This window comes from Pseudomonas sp. Pmew2, from assembly GCF_058129885.1.
The window spans coordinates 791357-816233 of sequence record NZ_CM176702.1; the positions used below are offsets into that span (position 1 = coordinate 791357).

General features: G+C 59.1%; 17 protein-coding genes and 2 pseudogenes. 16 read left to right on the forward strand and 3 right to left on the reverse strand.

Translation table 11 applies throughout. The features are described 5' to 3' along the window. From waaC to AC4ANK_RS03595, 6 genes are read left to right on the forward strand one after another with little or no spacing between them, the layout of a single operon-like run. Positions 1-1065: a lipopolysaccharide heptosyltransferase I gene (gene waaC, locus AC4ANK_RS03570; protein WP_002551769.1), complete on the forward strand. Its 1065-nt coding sequence runs from the start codon at positions 1-3 to the stop codon at positions 1063-1065. After that, positions 1065-2186 (forward strand): glycosyltransferase family 4 protein, encoded by a 1122-nt coding sequence (locus AC4ANK_RS03575; protein ID WP_002551770.1) that lies wholly within the window; start codon positions 1065-1067, stop codon positions 2184-2186. Before waaC ends, AC4ANK_RS03575 begins: the two co-directional genes overlap by 1 nt. Then, positions 2186-2992, forward strand: a complete 807-nt coding sequence (gene rfaP, locus AC4ANK_RS03580) for a lipopolysaccharide core heptose(I) kinase RfaP (RefSeq protein ID WP_002551771.1) — start codon at positions 2186-2188, stop codon at positions 2990-2992. Before AC4ANK_RS03575 ends, rfaP begins: the two co-directional genes overlap by 1 nt. Further along, positions 2992-3726, forward strand: coding sequence for a lipopolysaccharide kinase InaA family protein (locus AC4ANK_RS03585; protein WP_002551772.1), 735 nt, complete (start codon positions 2992-2994; stop codon positions 3724-3726). The genes rfaP and AC4ANK_RS03585 overlap by 1 nt, the downstream gene beginning before the upstream one ends. Beyond that, the gene (locus AC4ANK_RS03590; protein WP_031594754.1) at positions 3723-4502 is read left to right on the forward strand and encodes a lipopolysaccharide kinase InaA family protein; all 780 of its coding nucleotides are present in this window, start codon (positions 3723-3725) and stop codon (positions 4500-4502) included. The genes AC4ANK_RS03585 and AC4ANK_RS03590 overlap by 4 nt, the downstream gene beginning before the upstream one ends. Continuing rightward, positions 4502-5947, forward strand: coding sequence for a lipopolysaccharide kinase InaA family protein (locus tag AC4ANK_RS03595; RefSeq protein WP_002551774.1), 1446 nt, complete (start codon positions 4502-4504; stop codon positions 5945-5947). Before AC4ANK_RS03590 ends, AC4ANK_RS03595 begins: the two co-directional genes overlap by 1 nt. A 10-nt stretch (positions 5948-5957) precedes the next feature. Here AC4ANK_RS03595 and AC4ANK_RS03600 read toward each other — a convergent pair. After that, positions 5958-11273: pseudogene (locus AC4ANK_RS03600) on the reverse strand (membrane-targeted effector domain-containing toxin); the annotation flags it as partial. Between the two features lie 95 nt (positions 11274-11368). Between AC4ANK_RS03600 and AC4ANK_RS03605 the strand changes: the two are divergent. After that, a complete protein-coding gene (locus AC4ANK_RS03605) occupies positions 11369-11581 on the forward strand; it encodes a hypothetical protein (protein ID WP_460382897.1) in 213 nt (70 codons plus the stop codon). Positions 11582-11630: 49 nt separating this feature from the next. Further along, a complete protein-coding gene (locus AC4ANK_RS03610; RefSeq protein ID WP_460384216.1) occupies positions 11631-12860 on the forward strand; it encodes an IS91 family transposase in 1230 nt (409 codons plus the stop codon). A gap of 184 nt (positions 12861-13044) precedes the next feature. Here AC4ANK_RS03610 and AC4ANK_RS03615 read toward each other — a convergent pair. Next, a pseudogene (locus AC4ANK_RS03615) lies at positions 13045-13764 on the reverse strand (membrane-targeted effector domain-containing toxin); the annotation flags it as partial. A 302-nt stretch (positions 13765-14066) separates the two neighbouring features. Between AC4ANK_RS03615 and AC4ANK_RS03620 the strand changes: the two are divergent. From AC4ANK_RS03620 to AC4ANK_RS03650, 7 genes are read left to right on the forward strand one after another with little or no spacing between them, the layout of a single operon-like run. After that, positions 14067-15824: a carbamoyltransferase family protein gene (locus AC4ANK_RS03620; protein ID WP_002551776.1), complete on the forward strand. Its 1758-nt coding sequence runs from the start codon at positions 14067-14069 to the stop codon at positions 15822-15824. Continuing rightward, positions 15808-16938 (forward strand): glycosyltransferase, encoded by a 1131-nt coding sequence (locus AC4ANK_RS03625; RefSeq protein WP_002551777.1) that lies wholly within the window; start codon positions 15808-15810, stop codon positions 16936-16938. The genes AC4ANK_RS03620 and AC4ANK_RS03625 overlap by 17 nt, the downstream gene beginning before the upstream one ends. Continuing rightward, positions 16938-17834, forward strand: coding sequence for an antimicrobial resistance protein Mig-14 (locus tag AC4ANK_RS03630; RefSeq protein WP_002551778.1), 897 nt, complete (start codon positions 16938-16940; stop codon positions 17832-17834). Before AC4ANK_RS03625 ends, AC4ANK_RS03630 begins: the two co-directional genes overlap by 1 nt. After that, on the forward strand, positions 17831-19240 hold the full coding sequence (locus AC4ANK_RS03635) for a PIG-L family deacetylase (RefSeq protein ID WP_031594755.1): 1410 nt from the start codon (positions 17831-17833) through the stop codon (positions 19238-19240). The genes AC4ANK_RS03630 and AC4ANK_RS03635 overlap by 4 nt, the downstream gene beginning before the upstream one ends. Positions 19241-19270: 30 nt before the next feature. After that, entirely contained in the window at positions 19271-20227 is a 957-nt protein-coding gene (locus AC4ANK_RS03640; RefSeq protein WP_002551780.1) for a glycosyltransferase family protein, read from the forward strand. A 31-nt stretch (positions 20228-20258) separates the two neighbouring features. Further along, a complete protein-coding gene (locus tag AC4ANK_RS03645; protein ID WP_019742285.1) occupies positions 20259-21032 on the forward strand; it encodes a glycosyltransferase family 2 protein in 774 nt (257 codons plus the stop codon). Beyond that, complete coding sequence (locus tag AC4ANK_RS03650; RefSeq protein WP_002551782.1) at positions 21022-22191, forward strand: O-antigen ligase family protein; 1170 nt, start codon at positions 21022-21024, stop codon at positions 22189-22191. Before AC4ANK_RS03645 ends, AC4ANK_RS03650 begins: the two co-directional genes overlap by 11 nt. A gap of 45 nt (positions 22192-22236) precedes the next feature. Here the strand turns inward: AC4ANK_RS03650 and AC4ANK_RS03655 are convergent, their stop codons facing one another. Continuing rightward, positions 22237-22875: a BUD32 family EKC/KEOPS complex subunit gene (locus tag AC4ANK_RS03655; protein WP_002551783.1), complete on the reverse strand. Its 639-nt coding sequence runs from the start codon at positions 22873-22875 to the stop codon at positions 22237-22239. Between the two features lie 178 nt (positions 22876-23053). Here AC4ANK_RS03655 and msbA point away from each other — a divergent pair, with 178 nt between their 5' ends. Beyond that, positions 23054-24856, forward strand: a complete 1803-nt coding sequence (msbA, locus tag AC4ANK_RS03660) for a lipid A export permease/ATP-binding protein MsbA (RefSeq protein WP_002551784.1) — start codon at positions 23054-23056, stop codon at positions 24854-24856. Positions 24857-24877: the final 21 nt, after the last annotated feature.

Below are 24877 nucleotides of genomic sequence, written 5' to 3' on the forward strand. Positions count from 1 at the left end.
TTGCGGGTACTGCTGATCAAGACTTCTTCGCTGGGCGATGTGATCCATGCCTTGCCCGCACTGACCGATGCGCAGCGAGCGCTGCCCGGCATCCGCTTTGACTGGGTAGTGGAAGAGGGTTTCGCCGAAATTCCCGCCTGGCACCCAGCGGTCGACAGGGTGATCCCGGTGGCGATCCGCCGCTGGCGCAAGCACCTCTGGCAGACCTTCAGGTCGGGGGAGTGGCGGCGCTTCAAACAGCAGGTGCGCGAACAGCGCTACGATCTGGTGATTGACGCTCAGGGCTTGTTCAAAAGTGCCTGGCTGACACGTTATGTCGATGCGTCGGTGGCGGGGCTGGACCGCGACTCGGCACGCGAACCGGTCGCCAGTCGCTTTTATGACCGCGCTTTTGCAGTGCCACGCGGGCAGCATGCGGTCGAACGACTGCGTCAGTTGTTCGCTCAGGCATTGGGTTATTCACAGCCGTCCGGTATGGGCGACTACGGCCTCAAGCCGCTGGCGACTCTGGATGACACGTTGCAGGCTCCGTTCGTGCTGTTTCTGCATGGCACAACCTGGGACACCAAGCACTGGCCCGAGTTGTACTGGCGACAACTGGCCGAACTGATGGCGGCTCGCGGTTTGCAGGTGCAATTGCCATGGGGCAACCCGGCAGAAAAGGCACGCGCCGAGCGCATTGCCGACGGTCTGGACAGCGCACACGTGCTGCCGAAATTGAATCTGGCGGGTGTAGCGCGGGTATTGGCCAGCGCACAGGCCTGCGTTGCGGTGGATACCGGAATCGGACACCTGGCCGCCGCACTGGACGTGCCGACCATTTCCCTGTTCGGCCCGACCAACCCGGGCCTGACCGGAGCGTATGGCAAGTCGCAGGTGCATCTGGCCAGCGACTATCCGGGCTGCACACCTTGCCTGCAAAAGAAATGCACGTACCAACCGACCGCCGATGATCAGCGCCGGTTCGACCTTAAACGCGAGTGGCCGATGTGCTTCACTCGCCTGAATCCCGAGCGAGTAGCGAGCCAACTGGGCGCGCTGTTGCTGGCAAAGGAACCTGGCTGATGCAACTGGCTTTTGTACTCTACAAATACTTTCCGTTCGGCGGTCTGCAACGCGATTTCATGCGCATTGCTCTGGAGTGCCAGCAGCGCGGCCACCAGATCCGCGTCTACACCCTGATCTGGGAAGGCGATGTGCCGCCCGGTTTTGAAGTGCTGGTAGCGCCGGTCAAGGCTTTCTTCAATCATCGACGCAATGAAAAGCTCACGGCGTGGATGGAAGCAGACCTGGCCAGGCGCCCGGTGGACCGTCTGATCGGTTTCAACAAGATGCCCGGTCTGGATGTGTATTACGCCGCCGACGGCTGCTTCGAGGACAAGGCGCAGAACCTGCGCAGCCCGCTGTATCGCAAGTGGGGCCGTTATCGCCACTTTGCTGACTACGAGCGCGCGGTGTTTGCTAAAGACTCGAAAACTCAGGTGTTGATGATTTCCGAAGTACAGCAGCCGCTGTTCATCAAGCATTACGACACCCCGCCGTCGCGCTTTCATTTGTTGCCACCGGGCATTTCCCAGGATCGCCGCGCACCGCCGGACGCACCAGACATCCGTGCTGGCTTTCGCAAGGAATTCGGGCTTGCCGACGAAGACCTGTTATTGGTGCAGATCGGCTCCGGTTTCAAGACAAAGGGCGTCGATCGCAGCCTGAAGGCGCTAGCGGCGTTGCCTGCCGAGCTCAAAAAGCGTACCCGCCTGTTTGTAATCGGCCAGGACGACCCCAAAGTATTCCAGTTGCAAAGCGCGGCGCTGGGCCTGGGCGACCAGGTGACGTTCATGAAAGGGCGCAGCGATATTCCGCGTTTTCTGCTGGGCGCCGACCTGCTGATTCATCCGGCTTACAACGAGAATACTGGCACCGTATTGCTTGAAGCACTGGTCGCCGGTTTGCCGGTTCTGGTCAGTGCAGTCTGCGGGTACGCCCATTACATAGCCGAAGCTGACTGCGGGCGGGTGCTGGACGAGCCGTTCGATCAGGTACAACTCAATCGCTACCTGTCGGACATGCTTGAGGATGATGACGCGCGCAGCGCCTGGGGTCGCAATGGCCTGGCCTTTGCTGACACAGCGGACCTTTACAGCATGCCGCAACACGCTGCGGATGTGATTCTGGCGGAGCACTATTGATGAAGCTGTTCCTGGCTGAACCGTTCAAGAGCCTGTGGGCCGGACGCGATGCGTTCGTCGAGGTCGAGGGCCTGAGCGGCGAGGTCTACCGCGAGCTGGAAGGACGCCGCACGCTGCGCACCGAGGTCAACGGGCGTGGTTATTTCGTCAAGATCCACCGTGGTATCGGCTGGGGTGAAATCGCCAAGAACCTGGCAACTGCCAAGTTGCCAGTGCTGGGCGCTGGCAAGGAGTGGGACGCCATCGAGCGTCTGCATGAAGTCGGCGTCCCGACCATGACGGCCGTGGCCTATGGTGAACGTGGCAGCAACCCTGCCGCGCAGCATTCGTTTATTGTCACTGAAGAGCTGGCCCCGACTACCAGCCTGGAAGACGTCAGTATCAACTGGCGCAACGAGCCGCCGGAGCCCCGTCTGAAAAGAGCGTTTATCGCCGAAGTTGCCCGTTTGGTCGGTATGATGCATCGCGCCGGCGTGAACCATCGCGACTGTTACATCTGTCATTTTTTGTTGCACACCGACACACCGGTCACCGCTGACGATTTCAGATTGTCAGTCATCGACCTGCACCGTGCCCAGACGCGTCGAGCAATAACACCACGCTGGCGCAACAAGGACCTGGCCGCGTTGTATTTTTCAGCGCTGGACATTGGTCTCACGCGACGCGACAAGCTGCGTTTTCTCAAGGGTTATTTCCAGAAACCGCTGCGCGAAATACTGCTTAAGGAAGCGCCGCTGCTGAGCTGGCTGGAGAAGAAGGCCGACAAGCTGTATCAGCGCAAAGTGCGCTACGGGGATGCGCTCTGATGGCGGGCTGGAAGCTTGAGCCCGAGTACGCTTTTCTGCAGCAGGATTTCGGCAGTCTGGATTCCGTGTTTGCCTTGCAAGGCCAGCAGTTGACCCGAGACCCGCTGTCCGACGTCATCCGCGTCGAGCGCGCCGGGGTTTACTACTACGTCAAACGCTACGTAGGTGCGGGCAAAGGCCTGCGCCGTTACATCGGCAAGCCCAGGGTCAAGTCCGAGTGGCAGAACCTCAAACGTTTTGCCAAATGGGGCATTCCCACGGCAGAAGTGGTGGCCTGGGGGCTGGAGCGCAACGGCGCAGCGTATGATCGCGGCGCACTGATCACTCGCGGCTTGCCCAATACCGAAGACTTGTCTGCGCTGGCGCAACGCAAGGATCCGCGACTGGCCGACCGGCAATGGGTCGACGCTGTAAGTCATCAGCTGGCTGCCTGTACCCGGACCATGCACGACAACCATTTCACACATAATGATTTGAAATGGCGCAACCTGTTGGTCGATGACGAAGGCAAGCTGTTTTTCATCGATTGCCCCAATGGCGCATTCTGGTGGAGCTTCATGCTGCGCTATCGGATCACCAAGGATCTGGCGTGCCTGGACAAGGTCGCCAAGTATCACTTGTCAGCTACCCAGCGTCTGCGCTTCTACCTGCAGTACCGTCAGCGAACGCGGTTGAACGCCTCCGACAAGAAACGTATTCGACATATCGTCAGCTTTTTCGAGGGCCGTGAATGAGCGTTTTTATTGCCAGTGCTGACCAGCCGTTACTGGCGCGTCACAACCTGGCTGATTTTGAATCGCTTTGGAACATCAGGCTTGATGCGGTCGACGAGCCCAATACCGGGCGCGGCGGCTGGAGCAGTGTGTTCCGTCTCGACCTGGACGGTCAGGGGTTTTACCTCAAGCGCCAGAGCAATTACCTGACCCACACGTTGCATCATCCGTTTGGCGAGCCGTCCTTCTCTCGTGAGTTTCGTAACATCAGTCGCTACCGCAAGCTGGGCATTCCAGCGCTGCAAGCGGTGTTTTATGGCGAGCGCAAGGTCGACGGGGAATACCGGGCGATCCTCATGACGCGTGCGCTGGACGGCTGGACCGATCTTGACGAACTGTTGCAGCAGTGGAACCAGATGGAGAGCGTCCAGCGTCTGGCGGTACTTCACGCCTGCGGCCAGTTGGCGCGCACGCTGCACGGCGCCGGACAGGTTCATGGCTGCTTTTATCCCAAGCATATTTTTCTGCAGGCGGTGGGAAAGGGCTACCAGGCGCAACTGATCGACCTGGAGAAAACCCGTCCGGTGATCTTCGGCAAGCGTGACCTTGCCCGGGACCTCGAACCGCTGCTGCGCCGCGCGCCGATGTGGAATGAGGCCGATCGCCGCGAACTGTTGGCGGCTTATCTGCAAGCCACTCCGGACAGCTTGCTGGTCGATGCCTGGAATGCGCGTTTGGGCAAGCGCAGCGCTCACAAACGAGACCTTCAACACCGCGATGATAAAGAGACCCGTTGATGCGCTTGTCTGAACTCAAGAATGCCGGACGTACCCCCGAGTTGCCGATGAGTCTGACGCTGGCCGATGCTGCCGGTTCGGCTGAACTGCAATTATTGACCCTGCTGCGGGTATTGCCGGGGCAGCGCTATGTGGGCGCAGGCGTTTGGCGAGGCCGAACGGTGCTGGCAAAACTGCTGGTGGGCGACAAGGCGGCCCGGCACTTTCAGCGTGAACTGGCCGGGGTGCGTCTGCTTGCCGAACAGGGGCTGACCACTCCGCTGCTGCTTGCCGACGGTTTGCAGGATGGCGAGGGTGGCTGGCTGCTGTTCGAGTTTCTGGAGCAGGCGTCAAGCCTGGGCGATGCCTGGAATGCTGTCCAGCACCTGCCACCGCTGGCGGATGAGCAGCAAGCCGTGCTCGGCGAGGCGCTGAGCGCCATCGCTCAACAGCACGCCAAAGGCTTGTGGCAGGAAGATCTGCATCTGGACAATCTGCTGCGCCACCAAGGCCGGCTGTACCTGATTGATGGTGCTGGCATTCGCGCCGAGCAGGCCGGCAAACCGTTGTCCCGGCAAAAGGTGCTGGAAAACCTCGGCGTGTTCTTCGCCCAGTTGCCCAGGTCTTTCGAGCCCTTCACTGAAGAGTTGCTGGTGCATTACCTGTTGAGCAACGCCGAACATGGTTTGCCGATGGAGGCGCTGCAAAAGCAGATCGACAAGGTTCGCAGCTGGCGGCTCAAGGACTTCATGAGCAAGACCGTGCGCGATTGCAGTCTGTTCAGCGTCGAGGACAGCGCTTCGGTGTTCCGTGCTGTTCGTCGCGAGGAAGAACCCGCGATGCTACCGGTGCTGGCTCAGGCTGATGCCCTGCTCGGCAAGGGGCATCTGTACAAGACCGGTGGCGCTGCGAGCGTCGGCCGTGTCGAAATCAGTGGTCGTACGCTGGTCATCAAGCGTTACAACATCAAGAATTTCAGTCACTGGCTCAAGCGCTTCTGGCGTCCCAGCCGGGCCTGGCATTCATGGCGCGAAGGTAACCGCCTGATGTTTCTCGGCATCGCCACGCCAAAACCGCTGGCAGTTCAGGAAAAGCGTTTTCTCGGCTTGCGCAGCAAAGCCTGGCTGGTGACCGAGTTTATCGAGGGACCGGACATCATCGAGCGCTTCGCTCCCCATGTGGCAACCGGTGATGCACCAGAGGCCGAACTGCTGGCGCTGGACACGCTGTTCGCACAGCTTATCCAGGCGCGTATCAGTCATGGTGATTTCAAGGGGCATAACCTGTTCTGGCGCACCGATCGCTGGGCGATGATCGACCTGGATGCCATGCAGCAGCACAGTTCTCAATCGTCCTTTGCAGCAGCCTACGCGCGTGACCGGGCGCGGTTTATGCGCAACTGGCCGGTGCAGAGTGCGCTGCACCAGATACTGGAGCAGCGCTTGCCGAAGATCACGCCAGACTGAGCCTGGCCTCTCAGGCAATGCGGGTGAGGTTCATCGCCTCGAGGGCCGTCACCAGCGCGTCCATGTCGTCGAAGGGTTTGAGGTGGATACGCGGCCAACGCACACGCTCCAGATACAGTTTGCCCTCGGCATTGCGCTGCACCGGTGTGCGATGAATCCATGTGTCACGAGCACGATGGACGATGGTCTGCAAATCGCCTTCGCCCTGTTGCACCAGAAACATTCCCGGCTTGAAGAGGCGTTGGTCAATGCTCAAGAGCCTGGCTGACTCTGGGCGCGACACTTCCATAGCCACTCGGTAATCGCCCTTGATGTAGACCTGTTCATTGGTTATGCCTCCCGTAACAAGCTCTCCCGGATCCGGTACTACGCCGGTCGATTTCCCTGGTGCCACATCGATAACCCGCAGACCGATCCCTCCTTGCAGTTCTGCAATACCGGGTACAACGCCCTGGTAGGTATTGGAATGGCTGTTGCCAACCAGCGCGATCCATTTGTGGGAACCCATCACGTCCTGATGCCTGCGGATTGTGCGCGACGCAAAGTAATTCATCATCTGCTGGCGGGTGATGGACTCTTCCCTGGCAATGCCTTTGAGGTGATAGCTGCTTGCGCAGTCGATAGCGCGGACCTCCAGGCCGTACTGCCGCGCCTTGATGATCAGTTGTTCGAAGTTATAGACCTTGTCCGGATCGGTGTGATGCCCACGGTCCAGGATTTTCAGGTCATGCAACAACGTTTTGCTCATCTGGCCGGTTTCGAAGAAACGATCCAGGTCCGCCTGATGCAGGTCGGTCAGCAGGTGCTCCATGTACAGCGTCTTGACGTTTTGCCGCGCCAGCAATGGCAGGTTGTCGATAATCAGTTTTTTGCTCGAAACAGAAAAATGCGACTCGCCGATAACGATGCCTTCCGTGTGACGGTACAGGGTTTCAAGCAGCCCCGCCGTGCTCGTCTGTGGCTCGATGGCTGGCAATGTCGGGCGAGGTGGCAGTTGGGCTGATCTGATCGTGGCGGCGTCCTTTTGCAGATTTTTGCGGCGCTGGGCGAACGTATTGCGAACAGTGTCGAGTTTTGTGTCTTCAAAAAAATACTCCATGTCGAGCCCTTTCCTTTCGAAGTTCGCCAATGTATGAAGCGTCGTTCTGGTATCAAGCGGCATCTCATAGGTCGCGTCGGCCAAGGATTGCTGGATCGCTGTCATCGGGCTGTCGGCAGTCCACTCTTCGGGTGGTACGCGTAGCCAGGTAGTGTTTTCGCCGTGGACAAACCCGTACTGGCCCGCCCAATGCTCGCCCTCGGCAACGGAGACCCTCAGCTCGCGGATCAGCATGTCATCCACAGGGGTGGCGGGGGGCAGCGGAACGCCCGGCAGCGCAGGGTCGGCAAACGCGATGGTGAAGTCACAGCGAGTCGGCGTGCTTTGATGCGACCCGTTGGTACCTTCACTTATGCGGGTCTCGGCTATGCCGGGCACCTGATCATGCGTCGTGGCAAGTTTCTGGTCGAGCAGTGCGACCCAGCGCTTGGAAGAGCCGGGTGCGATGTCCTGGCTGATGAGCCTGTGCCCGAAGAAGTTGCTCATTTTGCTGGCCGCTGCCGGATCATCAGCGGCGGCCAGCACCGAATGGCCGAAAAACGGGTAGCTTATCGACGAGCTGAACGGGCGCACTTCGATGCCGTGACGGTGGGCTTCCTTGATCAGGTGGTAGTAGTCGTATTCGCTGCTCGAGTTGTTCAAGGCGCCGCGATTGACGTCGTGCAGGTAGTACTTGAGCTCATGAGAGCCAGAGCGACTCTTTTTGCCCAACTGGCGATATCTGGCCAGTTTGCGCAGGTGTTTGTCGGTGAGCAGGTGTTCGATGTACAGGACCTCGACACGCTGTTCTGCCAGCAATGGCATGTTGAGCAGGAGCAGGCGCTTGCTGGCTACCGACTTTGGGGCCTCGCTGAAAACCAACCCGTTGCTGTGCGTGAAGATGTGCTCGATCAGCGTCTCGACTCTACCGGGCAGGCCATAAGCGGGCAGTGTCGGCCTGGGCGGCGGAGAAAATCGGGCAAAAAATGCCTGAGCGTCCTGGTAGAGCTTTTCCCGAAACGCTGTAAAGGTCTGGCGTATTTCCGTGAAATAGGTCTCGAAATAGATTTCCAGACCTGCGCCGGTCGGGTCAAAGACTTCCTTGCTGATGACGATGTCCAGATGCGCTCTCATGGTGCTTGGCATCTCATAGTCGATCAACGTGTTGAGCGAGCCTGCGGCGGCATCTTCAGGCAGTGGCCTATAGCTCCCCGGACCGTCCAGCCCGCCGCCGCGCAAGCGCCGGTCGACGACCAGCCACTGGCCCTGTTCATTCAGGCGAACCGGCTGTTTGCCGAAGAATGCGAATGGATTGGCCGGATCGATGATCTGCCAGCAGCGCAGATGCGCATCGTATTGAACCTGAAAGGTGTGATCTGACAACCTGATGTAATTTTTTCCGTTGAGTGCGTACACGCCTTTCGCGTGGCCGTCGGTGATACGTGGCACGTTATCCAGCGAAACGTCGACTGCCAGGTCGGTGCGCAACCCCGAAGGCACGCGCGCCACGGCGTTGGGCGGTGGCAGGAGCGGCTGCCAGGCACCAGCGGCCTCTCGCAGGGCGAACTGACCGGTTGCCATCGGGGGCGCCGAGGCGACGTGGGGTGCATGGAAAACTGCGGCGTGATCATGGGCGTTGGGCTTGCCGATCAGAAAAACCTGCTCCTGCAGTTCAACCGGGTACAGGTCCTCGTAACGCGGCAGCGAGGACTGGCGCTGGAACGAGCGCAGGACCGGCGGTGATTGATGACCGTGCTCAAGCTGATGCAATACGCCGCCGAAGCCCTTAATGCCAACCAACAAGTCGCTGCCTGCGCCGATGCCGTTGAAGAGTGCCGAGAGCATGTATGTTGCAGCGCGTTGCTGGTCGCCTTCAGTCAAGGCGGCAACTGCCTGCCCGCTGTCATGCAATGAAAGCAGGCTGCCAACCGCAAAGCTTGCCGGTGGGAACGGCAGGGTCAAGGCGGTAGCAATTATCTCGACGCTGACCCAGATCAGCCGGACGAGCATGTCGTTGCGGCCGGTGGTGGTCTCTTCCACATCACGCAACCTGCGCTCCAGCGGCCTGTTGAAACAGGTGTCGGCGAAGTCTGCAATGAATGCCTTGGGAATGACCGGAGGTTTGTTGGCCTTGCCCTGCTGCATGTCGCGGAGCAAGAACGACAAGGTTCGACGCGCCTTGATCCGGCAGCGATCCTTGTAGTAATCGATCATGCCTTCGCTAACGAGCGAGCGCACAAAGTCGCTGAACAGACGAAACTCGATACCGTCAGGCGCCTGCGGCGTGTAGAGCAGCGCAGCATGGCGAGTCTGTGTCGGCAGGATCACCACGCAGCCCTGCACGGTTTCGACGTGGGTGAGCAGCGTACTGGGAATGACCAGTTGATCGACGCCGGTCAGCCCCGAGGCGATAAACGGTTTGTCCACATGCACTTGCAGCGGGTAGAGGGGATATCGCTCGCGGGAGGCGGTGTCGTCAAGGTGGGCGTTATCCAGAGATTGTTTCAACCACGCATAGTGCGCTGCTTCGATATGACCTTTCAGCACGCTGCGCAATGCCGCTGCCTGCATCTGCAGTTGCGTGATTATCACGCTGAACTGGCGACGGTAGGCGTAGCCTTCGCTTTCGCTGTTCAGCAGGGTGTTTCTGATCAAGGCAATGTACTCGTCCGCCAGCCACTGACCGCGCACCGAACCTGCAACGGCAGCAGCTGACAGCGCGCTCACGTCGATGCCTTCCGGGCCGCTGAACGTCGCGTTGGTTGCTGCGGAAGCACGCAAGGGGTCAATGCTGTCGTCATAGCCATTGAGCAGCATGTCGGTGTAGGTCAGTGTTTCGCGCTCGGTGGTAATTACGATCAGGTCGGGGTCTACCGTGCCGGCTGGTACGTTCAGCAGCTTGCCGATTTGCTGGCTGGCACGTTGGTGTACGTAATCCTTGAATGGCTTGACTCCGGTGTGTGGCTGCGCCTGATAGTTGTCGAGCGCTCCGCCAATGGCCTGTTCAAGGGCCAGCAGTTCCCGGCGCTGGGCGCGACTGGCGCGCAGGTACCAGTCCGGCGTATGCCTGGCCTGTTCGGAAAGCAATATGCGGGTCTGTTCGTCGGTAAAGCGGCGCAAGGCCGACTCGCAGTCCGCATGATCAATAAACTGAATGAAGTCTTTCGAAGGCTGGGGTTTGAGTGCCAGTGCCGTCAGTTGCTCTGCCAGTGCCGCACGGGCATCCACTTCCACCTGATCGAGCAGGTAGTTGACCATTGATGGCGAAGCAGTCCAGCCGACCACCTCGTGCAGCAGTTGGGTTTCAGTGTCGAAGGCTTTGAAGTACTGCTGCCCGGGTGCATCGGTGGCGACCATGATCAGCCGCTGCGTACGCCCCTCGGCACCCTGCTTGCGAAACACCAGCAATCTGGCCATCACGTTGCGGTTGTTGAGTTTGATCTGTTGTACACGCAGTGCTGGATCGGATGCGCGCGCTGCCGGGCCGGTCAGTGCCGCGACCATGGCGAAATCACCGGGCTGGATATGCCCCTGCATCTTCGCCGCCCAACCCTGCGCGGTCAGTCGGGTTCGCGCCAGTGCGCAGAGCATTTGCCGGTTGTGCTCTTGCTGGTAAGCCTTGCGTTGAAACTCGCCAAACTCCGCCCGCAGATCGAGCTCATCGATAACTCCGGCAAGGTAAGCCGGATTCAATGCCGAGCAGGCTGCATCAAGCGGTTTGCCATCAAGAGTGATAACGGTGTGATCGAGAAAGTCCGAGCCTGCACTCTCGTCTTCCGGGTGCAGGCCATAGAGTGCCAGCTCGACCAGTGAACATGTCACGCGGTAGGTCTCGCTCGTGGATGGCAGCGTGCGCCGCGTGTCGATGGTCAATGCGCGTGGGTCCAGATCATGGCCCAGGTCATCGGCCAGCCGGGTGCGCAAACGTGCTTCGGCAAAATGTTCTGGAGAGGCCGCGCTGCCCAGTACACTGAGCATCGCTGCATGCGCCTCATCGTAGTGTCGCAAGTGCCAGGCATAGGTCTGCAGGTCGGCTTCGCTGGCAATCTTCATCCAGTCCGGCAGGCTTCGATGATACTGACGTTGCCTGTTGGTCAGTTCGCGCAGTTCGAGCATGTAGGCAGGGCCAAGCAGGCCGCGCATGTCGATGGCTGCCTGAATCAGCGCCTGACGTGTTGCCCGGTCTTCAGTATCAGGTCGTTCGCACGCATGGCGAATGTCATTGCGCTGCTTGTTCAGCAGGCGATCCAGAACTGGGCAGCCTGCGGCTGCAAATTGTGGGATTTTGAAATCGGTTATCATAGCCGAAATCGAGTCGATCCCTCCTCAGCACAGGCTTACACATGGCGTCAGAGACCAAAAAACGTAAACGGGCGAGCCGGGCAAAAGCCAAGGCAAAGCAGACCCGTCTCCAACGCGCCGGGCATACTACCTTCGTGCCCGATACCGACTTTTCCTTCGATATCGATCCTTTCGGTGATGTCGATCTTTGTAGTTGCTGCCAGACAACGTATCTGAACGACATGTTTCCCGACGCTTCTTGCGTAAGCGTTTAGATGAGAGAAGGGCCAGGCGGATTCGCCATCACCGCCGTCATTCACCACGATGAGGAGCCGCCCTGCTGACGTGGCCTCTGCACCGCCTGCTTACAAACCTCGACCGCTCAAAAACCTCTTCACGGCCAACGGCTGCTGGGCAGATTTGCTGGAAGCCGGCGGTCTGCGCCAAATCGAAGTGGAGTCGATCAGCAAAATGCTCGCCTGCGGCACCTCGATACTGGGCGTCAAACACTACACCTGTGCCAATGAGCATTGCCCGCACGTCAAATACCTGTGCAACACCTGCCATTGCCGGGCCTGTCCTTCCTGCGGCAAAAAGGCCACCGACCAGTGGATCGCCGTGCAAAACAACCGTCTGCCCGACTGCCCCTGGCAGCATCTGGTGTTCACGCTGCCCGACACGCTGTGGTCCCTGTTCTTCTACAACCGCTGGCTGCTCGATGCGCTGTTTCGTCTGGCGGCCGATAACCTGATCTACACCGCCAAGCGGCGCGGTTTGCGCGTCGGGATTTTCGGTGCGCTGCACACCTATGGCCGGCGGCTCAACTGGCATCCCCACGTCCACCTGTCGGTGACCGCGGGCGGCCTGGATGAGCAGGGCGTCTGGAAAAATCTGTCGTTCCACAAAGAGGCCCTGCGGCGGCGCTGGATGTGGCTGGTGCGCGATTACCTGCTGGGACAGCCGCTTTCGCAATTGACGATGCCGCCGCAGCTGGCCCACATCCACTGTGAAAGCGACTGGCGCCGTCTGATACTGACCGCTGGTGGCCAGCACTGGCACATCCACTTGTCGAAGAAGACGGAAAACGGCCGAAAGACCGTCAATTACCTGGGCCGCTACCTGAAAAAACCGCCGATCTCGGGCAGTCGTCTGGCGCATTACACCTGCGGGGCCACGTTGAGCTTTACCTACCTGGATCACCGCACGCAGACCTATCAGCAGGAAACGCTGAGCCAGGCCGACATGCTGCGCCGGGTGGTCCAGCACATCCCGAAAAAGCATTTCCGGATGATCCGGTATTTTGGTTTTCTGGCCAATCGGGTGTGTGGGAAATACCTGCCGAAGGTGTATGAAGCACTGAAGATGGCGACGCCAGGACCGGTACCAAAGCTGTATTTTGCGCCGATGGCCAAAGCCTTTCTAAACGTCGATCCGTTCCGCTGCGTGCTGTGTGGCGCGCGGATGGTCTACACGGCGGCAATCAGCGGGCTGACGGTGCAGGGACTGGTCCTCAACGCTCAGGCAATCGCGCAGATGAGGTACGTGAAGCCCTGACAGGGGGAAGGTGCGTCCGCACCTAGGCTCAGCGGTAAAATAACCTGCACAAATTCGGATTGATAGGGATTTTCACTGCATAAGTAACGCATCAGCGTCTTCCTACGCATCGCTATGAAGGCATGACGCCTCCTTCACAGCGTCAGGTTCATGCATAGGCATTTTGAAATTCCTATGCATGGACATGCATGAAGGGGGTGGTGGTGACCGGCTGTAGTTGCAGGTCTTCAGCCTTGAATGGCTCAAGGTAAAGGTCGGCGTCCTGGATGATCTTGAAAAGCTGATCTTGATGACGCCTTTCCATCGTGTTCAGAAGAGCATCCTGCAACGTCGCTGTGTTGAGCCAGCGCGCCAGGGTTGCGAGCATCAGTGCCTGCGTGGCAAAGCCCATGATACCGAGCCCGGGTAACATCAGCAGCGTGCGTCCCTGTTCCTCGGATATCGCCAGCGCGCCTGCCATTTCAACGTGTTCGTCATCGTGCAGTTGCACATGCAGCGAGGCGTAAGTGAGCGCCGGGCTTTGATCGGGCGAGTCCGGCAGGCAGACAAGATAGCCACTCTCCAGATCACGCTCGTGAATCCTGACGCTGGCTTCATCACGCAAGGCTCGCTGCAAGGCAGGTACAAGCCGGTCGCGGCGGCTTTCAGCGTTTTTGCCAGGGTCTGTCCAGTAGTCATCGGTCTGTTGCAGCAGGCTGAATATTTCCAGTTCCCTTTCAGAAACATCGGCACCGCCAAGCGCAGTCAACAGCGCTTCGCCCGGGCCAGGCTGGGCCTTCAGCTCGATGGCCAGAAGTGTGCGCAGTTCATCGAGCCTTTTCAGTGCGGCGGAGGCGGCAGGCCAGGTATCGGCAGGTTTCAGTGGTGTAGGCGTTATAGCCAAAGAGGACAGTGTTTGTGTCATGACAGGCGTTCCATTGCGCGCTTGAGGCGCTGAGGTTTGAGCGACGGCCTTAGGGCCGGCGACGATGGACCTCAATTAATCAGAAGCAACGGGCGTCAGGTCGTAGATAGTTATTGATGCTGAGAAAGAGATGTTTCCTACGCCGTCTGGCGGGCATCCCCGATGACATTTCAGCGCGTCGAGCCAATCCTTGGTCATTACGTTATAATCCCGCCCTTTAGCTGCCCTCAGCCCGCTGTGCGGGGGCACACCTTTTCTCGGGCGCAATGCGCCTGCATGCAGACTAAAGAGGCTAGACCCTAGTGGCATTGACGATCCTTGGCCTGTCCGGCGCCCTTAGCCATGATCCTTCCGCAGCGCTTTATATCGACGGCAAGCTGATAGCAGCGGCTGAAGAAGAGCGCTTCGTTCGTGACAAACACGCGAAGAACCGCATGCCCTACGAGTCGGCGAAGTTCTGTCTGGAACAGGCAGGCATCAAGCCTTCGGACGTCGACGTGGTTGCAATTCCGTTCGCCCCCATCAGCCTGTTCGGCAAGGCCCGCTGGCACTACGCCAAGCGCTACTGGTACGCGCCGGATCGCGCCCTTGATGCGTTGCTGATGGGCAACCGCCGCTATAAGCGCTACCGCAACAAGATCGTCTGGTGCCTCGAGCAACTGGGCTTCGATCCGAAAAAGATCAAGATCGAGCCGGTCGAGCATCACCTGGCCCACGCATCCAGCGCCTACCACTGCTCCGGTTTCACCGAGAAAACCGCGATCATGGGCATCGACGGCAAGGGTGAGTACGCCACGACCTTCTTCGGCTATGGCGAAAACGGCAAGATCCACAAGATCAAGGAATTCTTCGATCCGGACTCGCTGGGCGGCCTGTATGGCGCTATCACCGAATTCCTCGGTTTCGAGATGCTCGACGGCGAATTCAAGGTGATGGGCATGGCACCGTACGGCGATGCCAGCAAGTATGATTTTTCGCGTCTGGCCACGTTCGAGAACGGCGAGCTGATCATCAATACCGAGCTGGCCAATGTCATTGGCCTGCGTCGCTATAAAGAGAACGGCAAGGGCTTCTACTTCTCGCCGAAGCTGATCGAGTGGCTCGGCCCGAAACGCGTTGGCGACGTAGCCGACGAGCCCTACATTCACTATGCCGCGAGCATGCAGGCACTGTTCGAAAAGCTCGCGTTGCAGATGATGGATCACTACCTGGGTGACATCCTCAAGGAGACCGGCAAGATCGCTTTCGCCGGTGGCTGTGCGCTGAACGTCAAGCTCAACCAGCGCATCATTGCCCGTCCTGAAGTCAAGGAACTGTTCGTGCAGCCTGCGTCCGGCGATGCTGGTACGGCGGTCGGTGCCGCGGCTTATGTGTCCCACGCTCGCGGTGTGCCGGTCGAGAAGATGGAACACGTCTACCTTGGCCCGGCGTACAGCAACGAAGACGTGATCGCAGCCTGTGCCCGTCACCCGAGCAAGCCGGTCTGGCGTCAGATCGACAATACGCCACAGCGGATTGCCGAAATCATGGTCAAGGGCAACCCGGTCGCCTGGTTCCAGGGACGCATGGAGTTCGGTCCGCGTGCGCTGGGTGGTCGCTCGATCATCGGTTGCCCGAGCGTTACCGGGGTAGCCGACCGTATCAACCATCAGATCAAGTTCCGCGAGCGCTGGAGGCCTTTCTGCCCGTCGATGCTCGACACCGTCGCGCCGCAGATGATCAAGATCGATCACCCGGCACCGTTCATGACCTTCACTTTCGAAGTGGCGGAAGAGTGGAAAACCCGTGTTCCGGAAGTCGTCCATGAAGACGGCACTTCCCGTGCCCAGGTGCTCAAGCGCGAATACAACCCGCGCTACTACGACATGATGAAGGCGCTGGAAGAACTGACCGGCAATGGCGTTTCCCTGAACACCTCGCTCAACCGCCGTGGCGAACCGATGATCTGTTCGCCGACCGATGCGCTGAACATGTTCTTCGGCTCGGACCTCGAGTACCTGATCATGGAAGACATTCTGGTGGTCAAAGAGGGCGTCGAGGCTTATGACACGCTCGGCTGATCGTCACGTACTGCAGTTCTGTCACGGCTATGATGGGCCGTTTCTGGACTGCGCACGGCAATACGCCAGCCTGTTCGCCGGCAAGGGTTATCGGGTGACGACGGTGTTTCTGACCGGTGCCGCCGATCCGGATGTCGTCGCTGACTGCGGTTCGGACGAAGTGCTGTTCATGGAATACAGCTCCAGCGCCATTCGTGGCCTGAAGCTGGGTGCCATCCGTGACCTGCGCAAAATTGCCGCGACGCGCTCGTTCAGCTTTTGCATCGCGCACCGCTTCAAGCCGGTGTACATCGCCCTGTTGGCGACGAAGCTGCCGGTGATCGGTGTGCATCATGCGTTCGGCGATTATCACCGGCGCAGTCGCAAGCTGTTCGCCAACCTGTTTCGCAAGCGCCTGAGCCTGCTCGGTGTTTCCGATGCGGTCCGCGACGACATGCGCAGCAGCCTGCCCAAGTGGCCGGCCGACCGCATTCAGACGTTGTACAACCGGATCGACGTCGAGCAACTGCAGGGCAGTCAGTTTTCCGCTGAAGATGCCCGCGCAGAGCTGGGCCTGTCTGCCTCGGCGTGGATCGTCGCCAACGTCGGTCGCCTGCATCCGGACAAGGATCAGGCCACGCTGTTGCGCGGTTTTGCCGAGGCTCTGCCCAATCTTCCCGAGAACAGCCAGCTGGTGATTCTCGGCAAGGGCCGCCTGGAAGAAAACCTCAAGGCGCTTGCGCTGGAGCTGGGCATTGGTCCGCACGTGCTGTTTCTTGGGCAGGTGCCTGACGCCCGCCGCTACTTCAAGGCGTTCGATGTATTCGCCCTGAGCTCTGACCACGAGCCGTTCGGCATGGTCCTGCTGGAGGCGATGGTGGCTGGTGTGCCATTGGTTGCAACGTCCTGCGGCGGCGCGAAGGAAGTGGTCGAAGACGTGGGTCTGCTGTTCCCGCTGGGTGATGTTCACAGCCTGGCGCACGGCCTGGTACACATGGCCGGTCTTGACGCCGAGCAGCGTCAGGACTGCGCCGAGCGCATGTTGCTGCGTTTGCGCGAACGCTTTTCCGATCATGCTGTGCGCGATGTCTTCTGGCGGCTGCCGCAAGTCTCCAGCCTGACGGCGGGGGCCTGATGCTCAATCGATTCAAAGGCTGGCGCGAGCGTGGCTGGGTGCAGATCGACGCGGCTGCTTACGAGCAGGCATGGCAACGGTTGGGTGGCAGCGTAGCCACTCATCCGCTGGTCGTTGCGCGCCTGTCGGCGTTTTCCGGTATTGCTGTGCGTTATCTGGCCTGGGAGCAGGGCGGCGAAGTAAAGGCAGCGATTGCCACCTGGGGGCGTTCGCTGGCGCTGTCCAAGGACGAACTCAAGCGTCACGGCAAGAAAGGCCTGTTCGACCTGGGCAACGCCGAGCTGATTTTGCCGGTGGCCGATGACATTCAGGTCCCGGTCCGCCATCGTGCCCGCTATGTGTCTGCGCTCAACGAGGGCCGCATCAGCACCTTCAGGCCGCAGACCGAATCGCTGGCGATGGCGCGTACGCCCGAAGAACTGTCCAAGAAATTTCGTTACAACCAGCGTCGTGAACTTCGCTTGCTGGAGGAGGCTGGCGGCACGGTAAGACCTGTCAGCGAGTTCAGCAGCGCCGAGCTGGCGAGTATGTATTGCGATCTGTTTCAGCGTCGCTGGGGCTTTGAGGCCACCGGTGCCCGGCACAAGGCCGAGGTCATCGAATTGCTGCGTGAACTGCTGATCGGTTCGGTGGTGTTTCTCAACGATGCGCCGATTGCCATTCAACTGGTGTATCGCGTCGAAGCGCCGCAGTGGGTCAGCATCGAGTACGTCAACGGCGGTGTCGATCCCGAAACCCGGGACTTCAGCCCCGGCAGCGTGCTGAGTTTCGTCAATACCCAGTCCGCCTGGGAGAACGCCCGCGCCTTGGGCAAATCACTGCGTTTTTCCTTTGGTCGTGCCGACCGCGAGTACAAGGACCGATGGTGCAACCCCGTTCCGGTGTTCCAGATTTGAGTCGCAAGCAACAGTTGCTCAAGCGCCATCGCCGTAACAAGCGGCTGGCGTTACTGGGTGGCCTGCTGCTGTTGATTGCCATCGGCTTGTTGACGTTCTGGTGGCTGGTGCCGCTCGTGGCTGTTTGCGCATGGGTCGCCCATGAAGCCTGGTTTGCCGATCATCTGTTTTATTCACCCGCCGACGACTATCAGTACAGTTTTCCGGCCGACAGCGAAGTACCAAGCGTCCGCCTGGACGGTGGCACGTTGCTGATCGACCCCGCCGTGCAACTGAACGGCGACGAAACATTGATACTGGCACTGACAGTAAAAAGCACTTGGCTGGGACGTTTTCTCGACCCGGTGGTGGAGTTGCAGGGGCAGGCCTTGAGTGACCGGCAGGCCTTCGAGCGTGGCGTTTGCGGCGTGCGTTATCTGAACCTGACCGGGCTTGGCGAGCCGCTTGCTGCGGGTGCCCTGCAACTGCGCGGACGTTTCTGTTGTCTTGCTGGTACGCCGCGCCTCTGGCTGTTTCGTCAGGCGGATGCGCGAAAGCAGCGTGTCATGGTCATCGCACCGCATGCCGACGATGCCGAGCTCGCCGCGTTCGGGCTTTACAGCCAGGCCGAGGAAGCCTGGATTGTCACGCTGACCGCCGGTGAGATCGAGGCTGAACATTATCGCCAGATGGGCATGCAGCGCGCCGAAGCTGCGCGCATGAAAGGCCGGTTGCGGGCCTGGGACAGCATCGCCGTCGCACGTTGGGGCGGTGTGCCTGAGTCTCAGTGTGTGCAGTTGGGTTATTTCTGCCTGCAGTTACCCGCCATGCAGGCCGCGCCGGATACGCCGGTCGCTTCGCGTGAGGCGGATCTGACCGATACGCGGTTGTTTCGCCAGTTCAATACGCTACCATTGCCCGGCGATGACGGCCTGCCGACCTGGAATAACCTGCTCGCCGACCTGCGTGCACTGGTCCTCAAGGCCAGGCCGCAGGTTATTGTCATGCCGCACCCGGCCATCGATCCGCATCCCGACCATATCTGTGCCCAGGCAGCCGTGCGTGAAGCGCTGGCCGGTCTTGAATGGCAGCCAGACGTGGTGCTCGGTTACGCCAACCACTTGCACGACAACGACCGTTGGCCAATGGGCGATGCCTACAGTGGCATCAGCCTGCCGCCGGTATTCGATGCCAGTCTGCCGCTGGTACCGTACAGCCTGCACTTATCGGTTGCGGCCCAACGCGACAAGGCAATGGCGCTGGGTATGATGCATGACCTGTTGCCGCCGATGCCGTTCAAACGCCGTGTGCGCCGTACGTTGCAACGCGTTCTGGCCGGTCGCCACTGGCCGGCAGAAGGCGAAAACGAATTCTTCCGCAAAGCTGTGCGACGACACGAGTTGTTCTGGCGCAGCCGTGACATCTGATTCAGCAGGCGCAGTACTGCAAGGAAAACCATGAAAGTTCTACTTCTGGTCCAGAAAGAGCAGCGTGCGATTCTGGACCGTCTCTATGACGGCATCGCGGCACACTGCGAATGCGATGTGCGCTGGCTGAGTTCCGCGGAGCAACGCAACCTGCGTGGCTATTTCCGCCGCGAAGTGGACGTCAGCCGTTATGACCGGATCGTGTTTTTCCTGCGCTTCAAGCAGGAAGTGCGTCAGGTCGGGTTCATCCGCACGATTCCCAACCTGGTCATCCTTGAACACGATGCCTACCAGAACTACATTCCTTGCAAATACACCGGCAAGTTCAGTGCGCACTATCGCAAGCTGCCTTGGGCGCGGGTGATCTGCTCGGGGTTCATGGTCAGCGAGCGCCTGCGCCAGGAAGGCTTCGACGCGGTGTTCGTGCCCAAGGGCTATGACCAGAGCCTGCTGCAATTGCAGGCGCGTGAGCGTGACATCGAACTGGCGTTCGTGGGCAGCACCAACAGTGTGGCCTACAGCGGCCGCAAGGCGTTGCTGGATGAGTTGGGGCAGGTCGAGAATCTGCTCGTCACGCGTACCAAGTCCGGGGAAGAGTATTGCGACACCCTTAACCGCATCCGCTTTTTCGTCAGTGCCGATGTCGGCATGGGCGAGTACATGATCAAGAATTTCGAGGCCATGGCCTGCGGTTGCGTGCTGCTGGCCTTTGATCAGGGCGCTGAAGAAAACCGCGCGCTGGGCTTTGTCGACATGCACAACATCGTGCTCTATCGCGACATTCCCCAGCTTCGTGAAAAGCTGGCGATGTTGCGCGAGAACACCCTGCTGGCCAGCGAAATATCCTGTAATGGGCAGACTTTGGTCGAAGAACGCTTTACATTCCATGCCCTTGGAAAAGCCATCGTGGACGCAATGCATTCGCCGCTGCGCAGCATGCCGGCGATGAGCTGGCTCGATCGTCTGCGGTCACGGTTGGGATGGTAAGGAATTATGAATATTCAATGATTGGGAACGAATGATGGTATTCAGCGAAAACAGCGACATTACGCTGGTTGTCACCAGTTGTGGTCGGTTCGACCTGTTGAAGCGCACTCTGGAAACGTTCGACCATTTCAACACTGCGCCCATACGCCATGTGCTGATTACCGAAGACTCCGGCGATGCCCGGGTCCAGGCGTGCATTCCCGAGCACTGGCACCCGCATACGCGCTTCATCATCAACAACCCCAAGCTGGGGCAGATGCGCTCTGTCGATGCGGCCTATTCGCTGATCGAAACGTCCTGGGTGTTCCATTGCGAAGACGACTGGGATTTCTACCGCCCGCACTTCATCGAAGAGTCGATGACGCTGCTGGAACACGACCCTCAGGCCTTGCAGGTCTGGTTGCGCAGCTACAATCATGATCTGCGTATCCACAGCCCTTACGTTTACCTGAACGAGCGTGAAGTGTTCGAAGGTATCCCGTTTTACAAGCTGGGCTCGCACAAGCCGGAGTGGCAGGGTTTTTCCTTCAATCCCGGGCTGCGCCGCCTGGCTGATTACCAGCAGCATGCGCCGTATGCCGAGCATGGTGGCGAGAAGAAACTTTCACAATTATTCGCGTCGCAAAACCGTTACGCTCTGATTCTGGAAAATGATGCCGTATTGCACACCGGGTTCGGTGAGCATGTGGTGGTGCCGCAGGAGCGGCTCGACAAACAGCGTCGCAAGCGTCGTGATCGCGTCAAGCTGATCATCGCTGTGCTTGCTGGTCTGGTAACAGGTTGGTTGCTCAATAATGTCAGTTGACCGAATCACAATCCCCAGCAACAAAGTACAGACGTATTTCACCGTAGCGATTGTTGTCTTCCTGCTGAGTTTCATTCTTAACCCGTCAGCCAAGATCACCAACAATCTGTTTTACGCATTCACCGCCTTGCCGGGCTTGTTCTTCTTGATCAAGTACCGCGGCGCCGGGGTGTTTGCAGAGCCGCTGGGCATAGCCTGGGCTGTATTCATGGCGTGTTTTCTGGTGCCGGCGCTGCAAGCGCAGGAGTTCCAGTATTACAAGCATATTGTCTACGTCAGCCTGTTTGTCTTTGTCGTGGCCGGTATTACGGAAAACGGTTTCTTCCGGCGCGGTTTGTTCGTGCGCGGCATGTTCTGGGCCATCTGCCTGTACATTCTGCTCAGCAGCATTTACAGCTGGGTAACCGGGAAATTCGAGTTCGGTCAGCGTGTGGCCATTCTTCCGGGGCGTATGGAGAATGTGATCTACACCAGCGCATGGCTGGTTTGCAGCCTTGCCCTGGCACTGCCGCTATGGGCCAGAGAGCGGCGCTGGATTGAAGCGGTGTCTGCAGTTCTTGTTACCCTGGTGTTAACGGCTTTCGTCGTCCAGACCCGCACCGCGCTGGTGGGCGCAGCCTTCCTGTTTGCCATGTGCGCAGCGTATTCGCTTTACCGCTTTCCGCTGCGCACAGCAGTGGCCTTGGTGGTGACAGGCGTTGTGGCTGCCATAGGCTTCTGGCTTGTGAAAGATGAGCAGTGGGTCGCTCTGCTGATGGTCAGAGGCGACTCCTATCGCGTCGAGCTGTTTGAAATCATGACCGGTGAATGGCGTCGCTGCGGCTGGGTGCTGGGTTGTGGTGTCGATTTTTATACCACCCAGACTCTAACGGGCGGTATGCCCATCCAGCATCCACACAACATTTTCGTGTCGCTGGGGCTGTACACCGGCGCGGCTTCGCTGGTGATGTTTCTGGTCGTGATGGCGATGACGCTGTGGAACACCTTGCGCAACGGTGATGCCTGGGGCCTTTACCTGGCCTGTGCGCTGTTGATGCTCAACTTTGACGGTGGCCAGCTGGTCGGTAACCCGGATGAGCTTTGGGTGCTGGTATTGTTACCGGCAACGATGGTGCTGGGCCGTATTGTGCAGGCGCATCGGCTCCGGCAGCAGCAGTAAGATAAAAAATGGCCGCTTTGAAAGCGGCCATTTTTTATGAAAGTGTTACTGAATAGCCTGAACCAGTTCGCTCGTGTCGCACAGGCTCTGAGCGCTCATGTAGCCATCGAGGAAGGCCGGGTTGCCGTTGTCCAGCAGCCATTGGCGATCTTCCTGATAGCGCAACATGTGCTTGAAGTTGCGCAGGCGCAGGCTTTTACGCAATGCGCGGCGGTAGGTTTTCATGTCGGCAATGTCGATCAGGCCGAGGGTGCCTTCCGGTGTGAGGATAACGTTGCCCAGATGGGCCGAGCGAAAGTAGATGCCCTTTTCATGCAGGTGGGCAATGAAGCTTCCCAGTTGCCTGCGCAGCTTGTCGTCGGCCACCGCACTGCCCAATAGCTGGCGCAGGGTGAAGCCTGCCAGCGGATCATAATGCACGGCATCGCGCTCGATTTCGGCGATGCGGCTTACCGAGCGTATGCGCGGGCAGGGAATGCCGCGTTTGATCAGCGTTTCACAGTTGTCTGCGAAGCGTTGGGCATAGGGATACCAGGCTGCCGAGCTGACAAGGCGTTTGCGTCGAAACAATTTCAACATGGAGCCGTCACGCAGACGTAGTACTTTGTCGCCCGTGCCATCGGCTTCAAGCACTTCGGCACCTTGAACCAGATCAAGGTAATGGGCGTGGTCAAGCGCTTGCATCGATACTCCGGTTTTTACGCCCCAAGGGCTACTGGTCGTCATACAGAAGCCGGATTTGCAGGCTTCAAGCAGCGGTCAGAAACCCTTGGGAATGGACGAGCCGCCTATGTTACCGCAGCAGGCAGCCGCGAAAACTGCTGTGATACAATTCGGCCTCTTTTTAATACGACGGATTCTCATGACAACCTCCGAATCGTCCTCGACTTCCAGCGTGAAAATCTATTTCCGTCTGTTGTCTTATGTGCGTCCGTATGTGGGCATCTTCCTGCTCAGCATCATTGGTTTCGTGATCTTCGCCTCGACCCAGCCAATGCTTGCCGGCATCCTGAAATACTTCGTCGATGGCCTGACCAATCCTGAAGCCGTGCTGTTCCCCAATGTGCCTTATCTGCGTGAGCTGCAACTGTTGCAGGCAGTGCCGTTGCTGATCGTTCTGATCGCCGCATGGCAGGGGCTTGGCTCTTTCCTGGGTAACTACTTCCTGGCCAAGGTGTCTCTCGGGTTGGTCCATGACCTGCGGGTGGAGCTGTTCAACAAGTTGCTGGTACTGCCCAATCGTTACTTCGATACGACCAACTCCGGCCACCTGATTTCGCGTATCACATTCAACGTCACGATGGTCACCGGTGCCGCCACCGATGCCATCAAAGTGGTGATTCGTGAAGGTCTGACCGTGGTTTTCCTGTTCATCTATCTGTTGATGATGAACTGGAAGCTGACCCTGGTCATGCTCGCCATCCTGCCGCTGATTGCCGTCATGGTCGGCAGTGCGAGCAAGAAATTCCGCAAGCAGAGCAAGAAGATTCAGGTAGCGATGGGCGATGTTACGCACGTTGCCTCGGAAACCATTCAGGGCTATCGCGTGGTACGCAGCTTCGGTGGCGAGTCCTACGAACAGAACCGCTTCGCTCAGGCCAGTGACAGCAATACGCGCAAACAACTGCGCATGACCAAAACCGGTGCCATCTACACACCGATGCTGCAACTGGTGATCTACAGCGCCATGGCGGTGTTGATGTTTCTGGTGCTGTTCCTGCGAGGCGATGCTACCGCGGGCGATCTGGTTGCCTATATCACTGCTGCCGGTCTGCTGCCCAAGCCGATTCGCCAGCTGTCGGAAGTCAGTTCGACGATCCAGAAAGGCGTCGCTGGGGCCGAGAGCATCTTCGAACAACTGGACGTGGAAGAAGAAGTCGATACCGGCACGATCGAGCGTGATCGCGTGGCCGGCCACCTGGAGGTGAAGAACCTCAGCTTCTTCTACCCGCAGACCGAGCGTCAGGTGTTGAACGACATCAGTTTCTCCGCAGCGCCTGGGCAGATGATTGCGCTGGTAGGCCGTTCCGGCAGCGGTAAATCGACCCTGGCCAATCTGATACCGCGTTTTTACGGGCACGAGATGGGCAACATCCTGCTCGATGGCGTTGAAGTCAATGATTACCGCCTGCGCAACCTGCGCAGGCACATCGCCCAGGTCAACCAGAACGTCACGCTGTTCAACGACACGATCGCCAACAACATTGCCTATGGCGATCTGGCAGGTGCTCCACGTGCCGACATCGAAGCGGCCGCCGCCGATGCCTATGCCAAAGAGTTCATCGACCAGTTGCCGCAGGGGTTCGATACTCAGGTGGGCGAAAACGGCGTGCTGCTGTCCGGTGGTCAGCGGCAGCGTCTGGCCATTGCTCGCGCACTGCTTAAAAACGCACCGCTGCTGATCCTCGACGAAGCTACGTCGGCGCTCGACACCGAGTCCGAACGCCACATCCAGGCGGCCCTGGATCACGTCATGAAGGGCCGAACCACGCTAGTCATCGCTCACCGCCTTTCGACCATCGAAAAGGCCGACATGATTCTGGTCATGGACGCCGGGCAGATCGTCGAGCGCGGCACGCATACCGAGCTGTTGGCACAGAACGGCTATTACGCCCGTCTGCATGCCATGGGTCTGGACGAGCCGGCACCTGTCGGGGCAGTCTGACCTCGCTCTCACCGGGCGGGC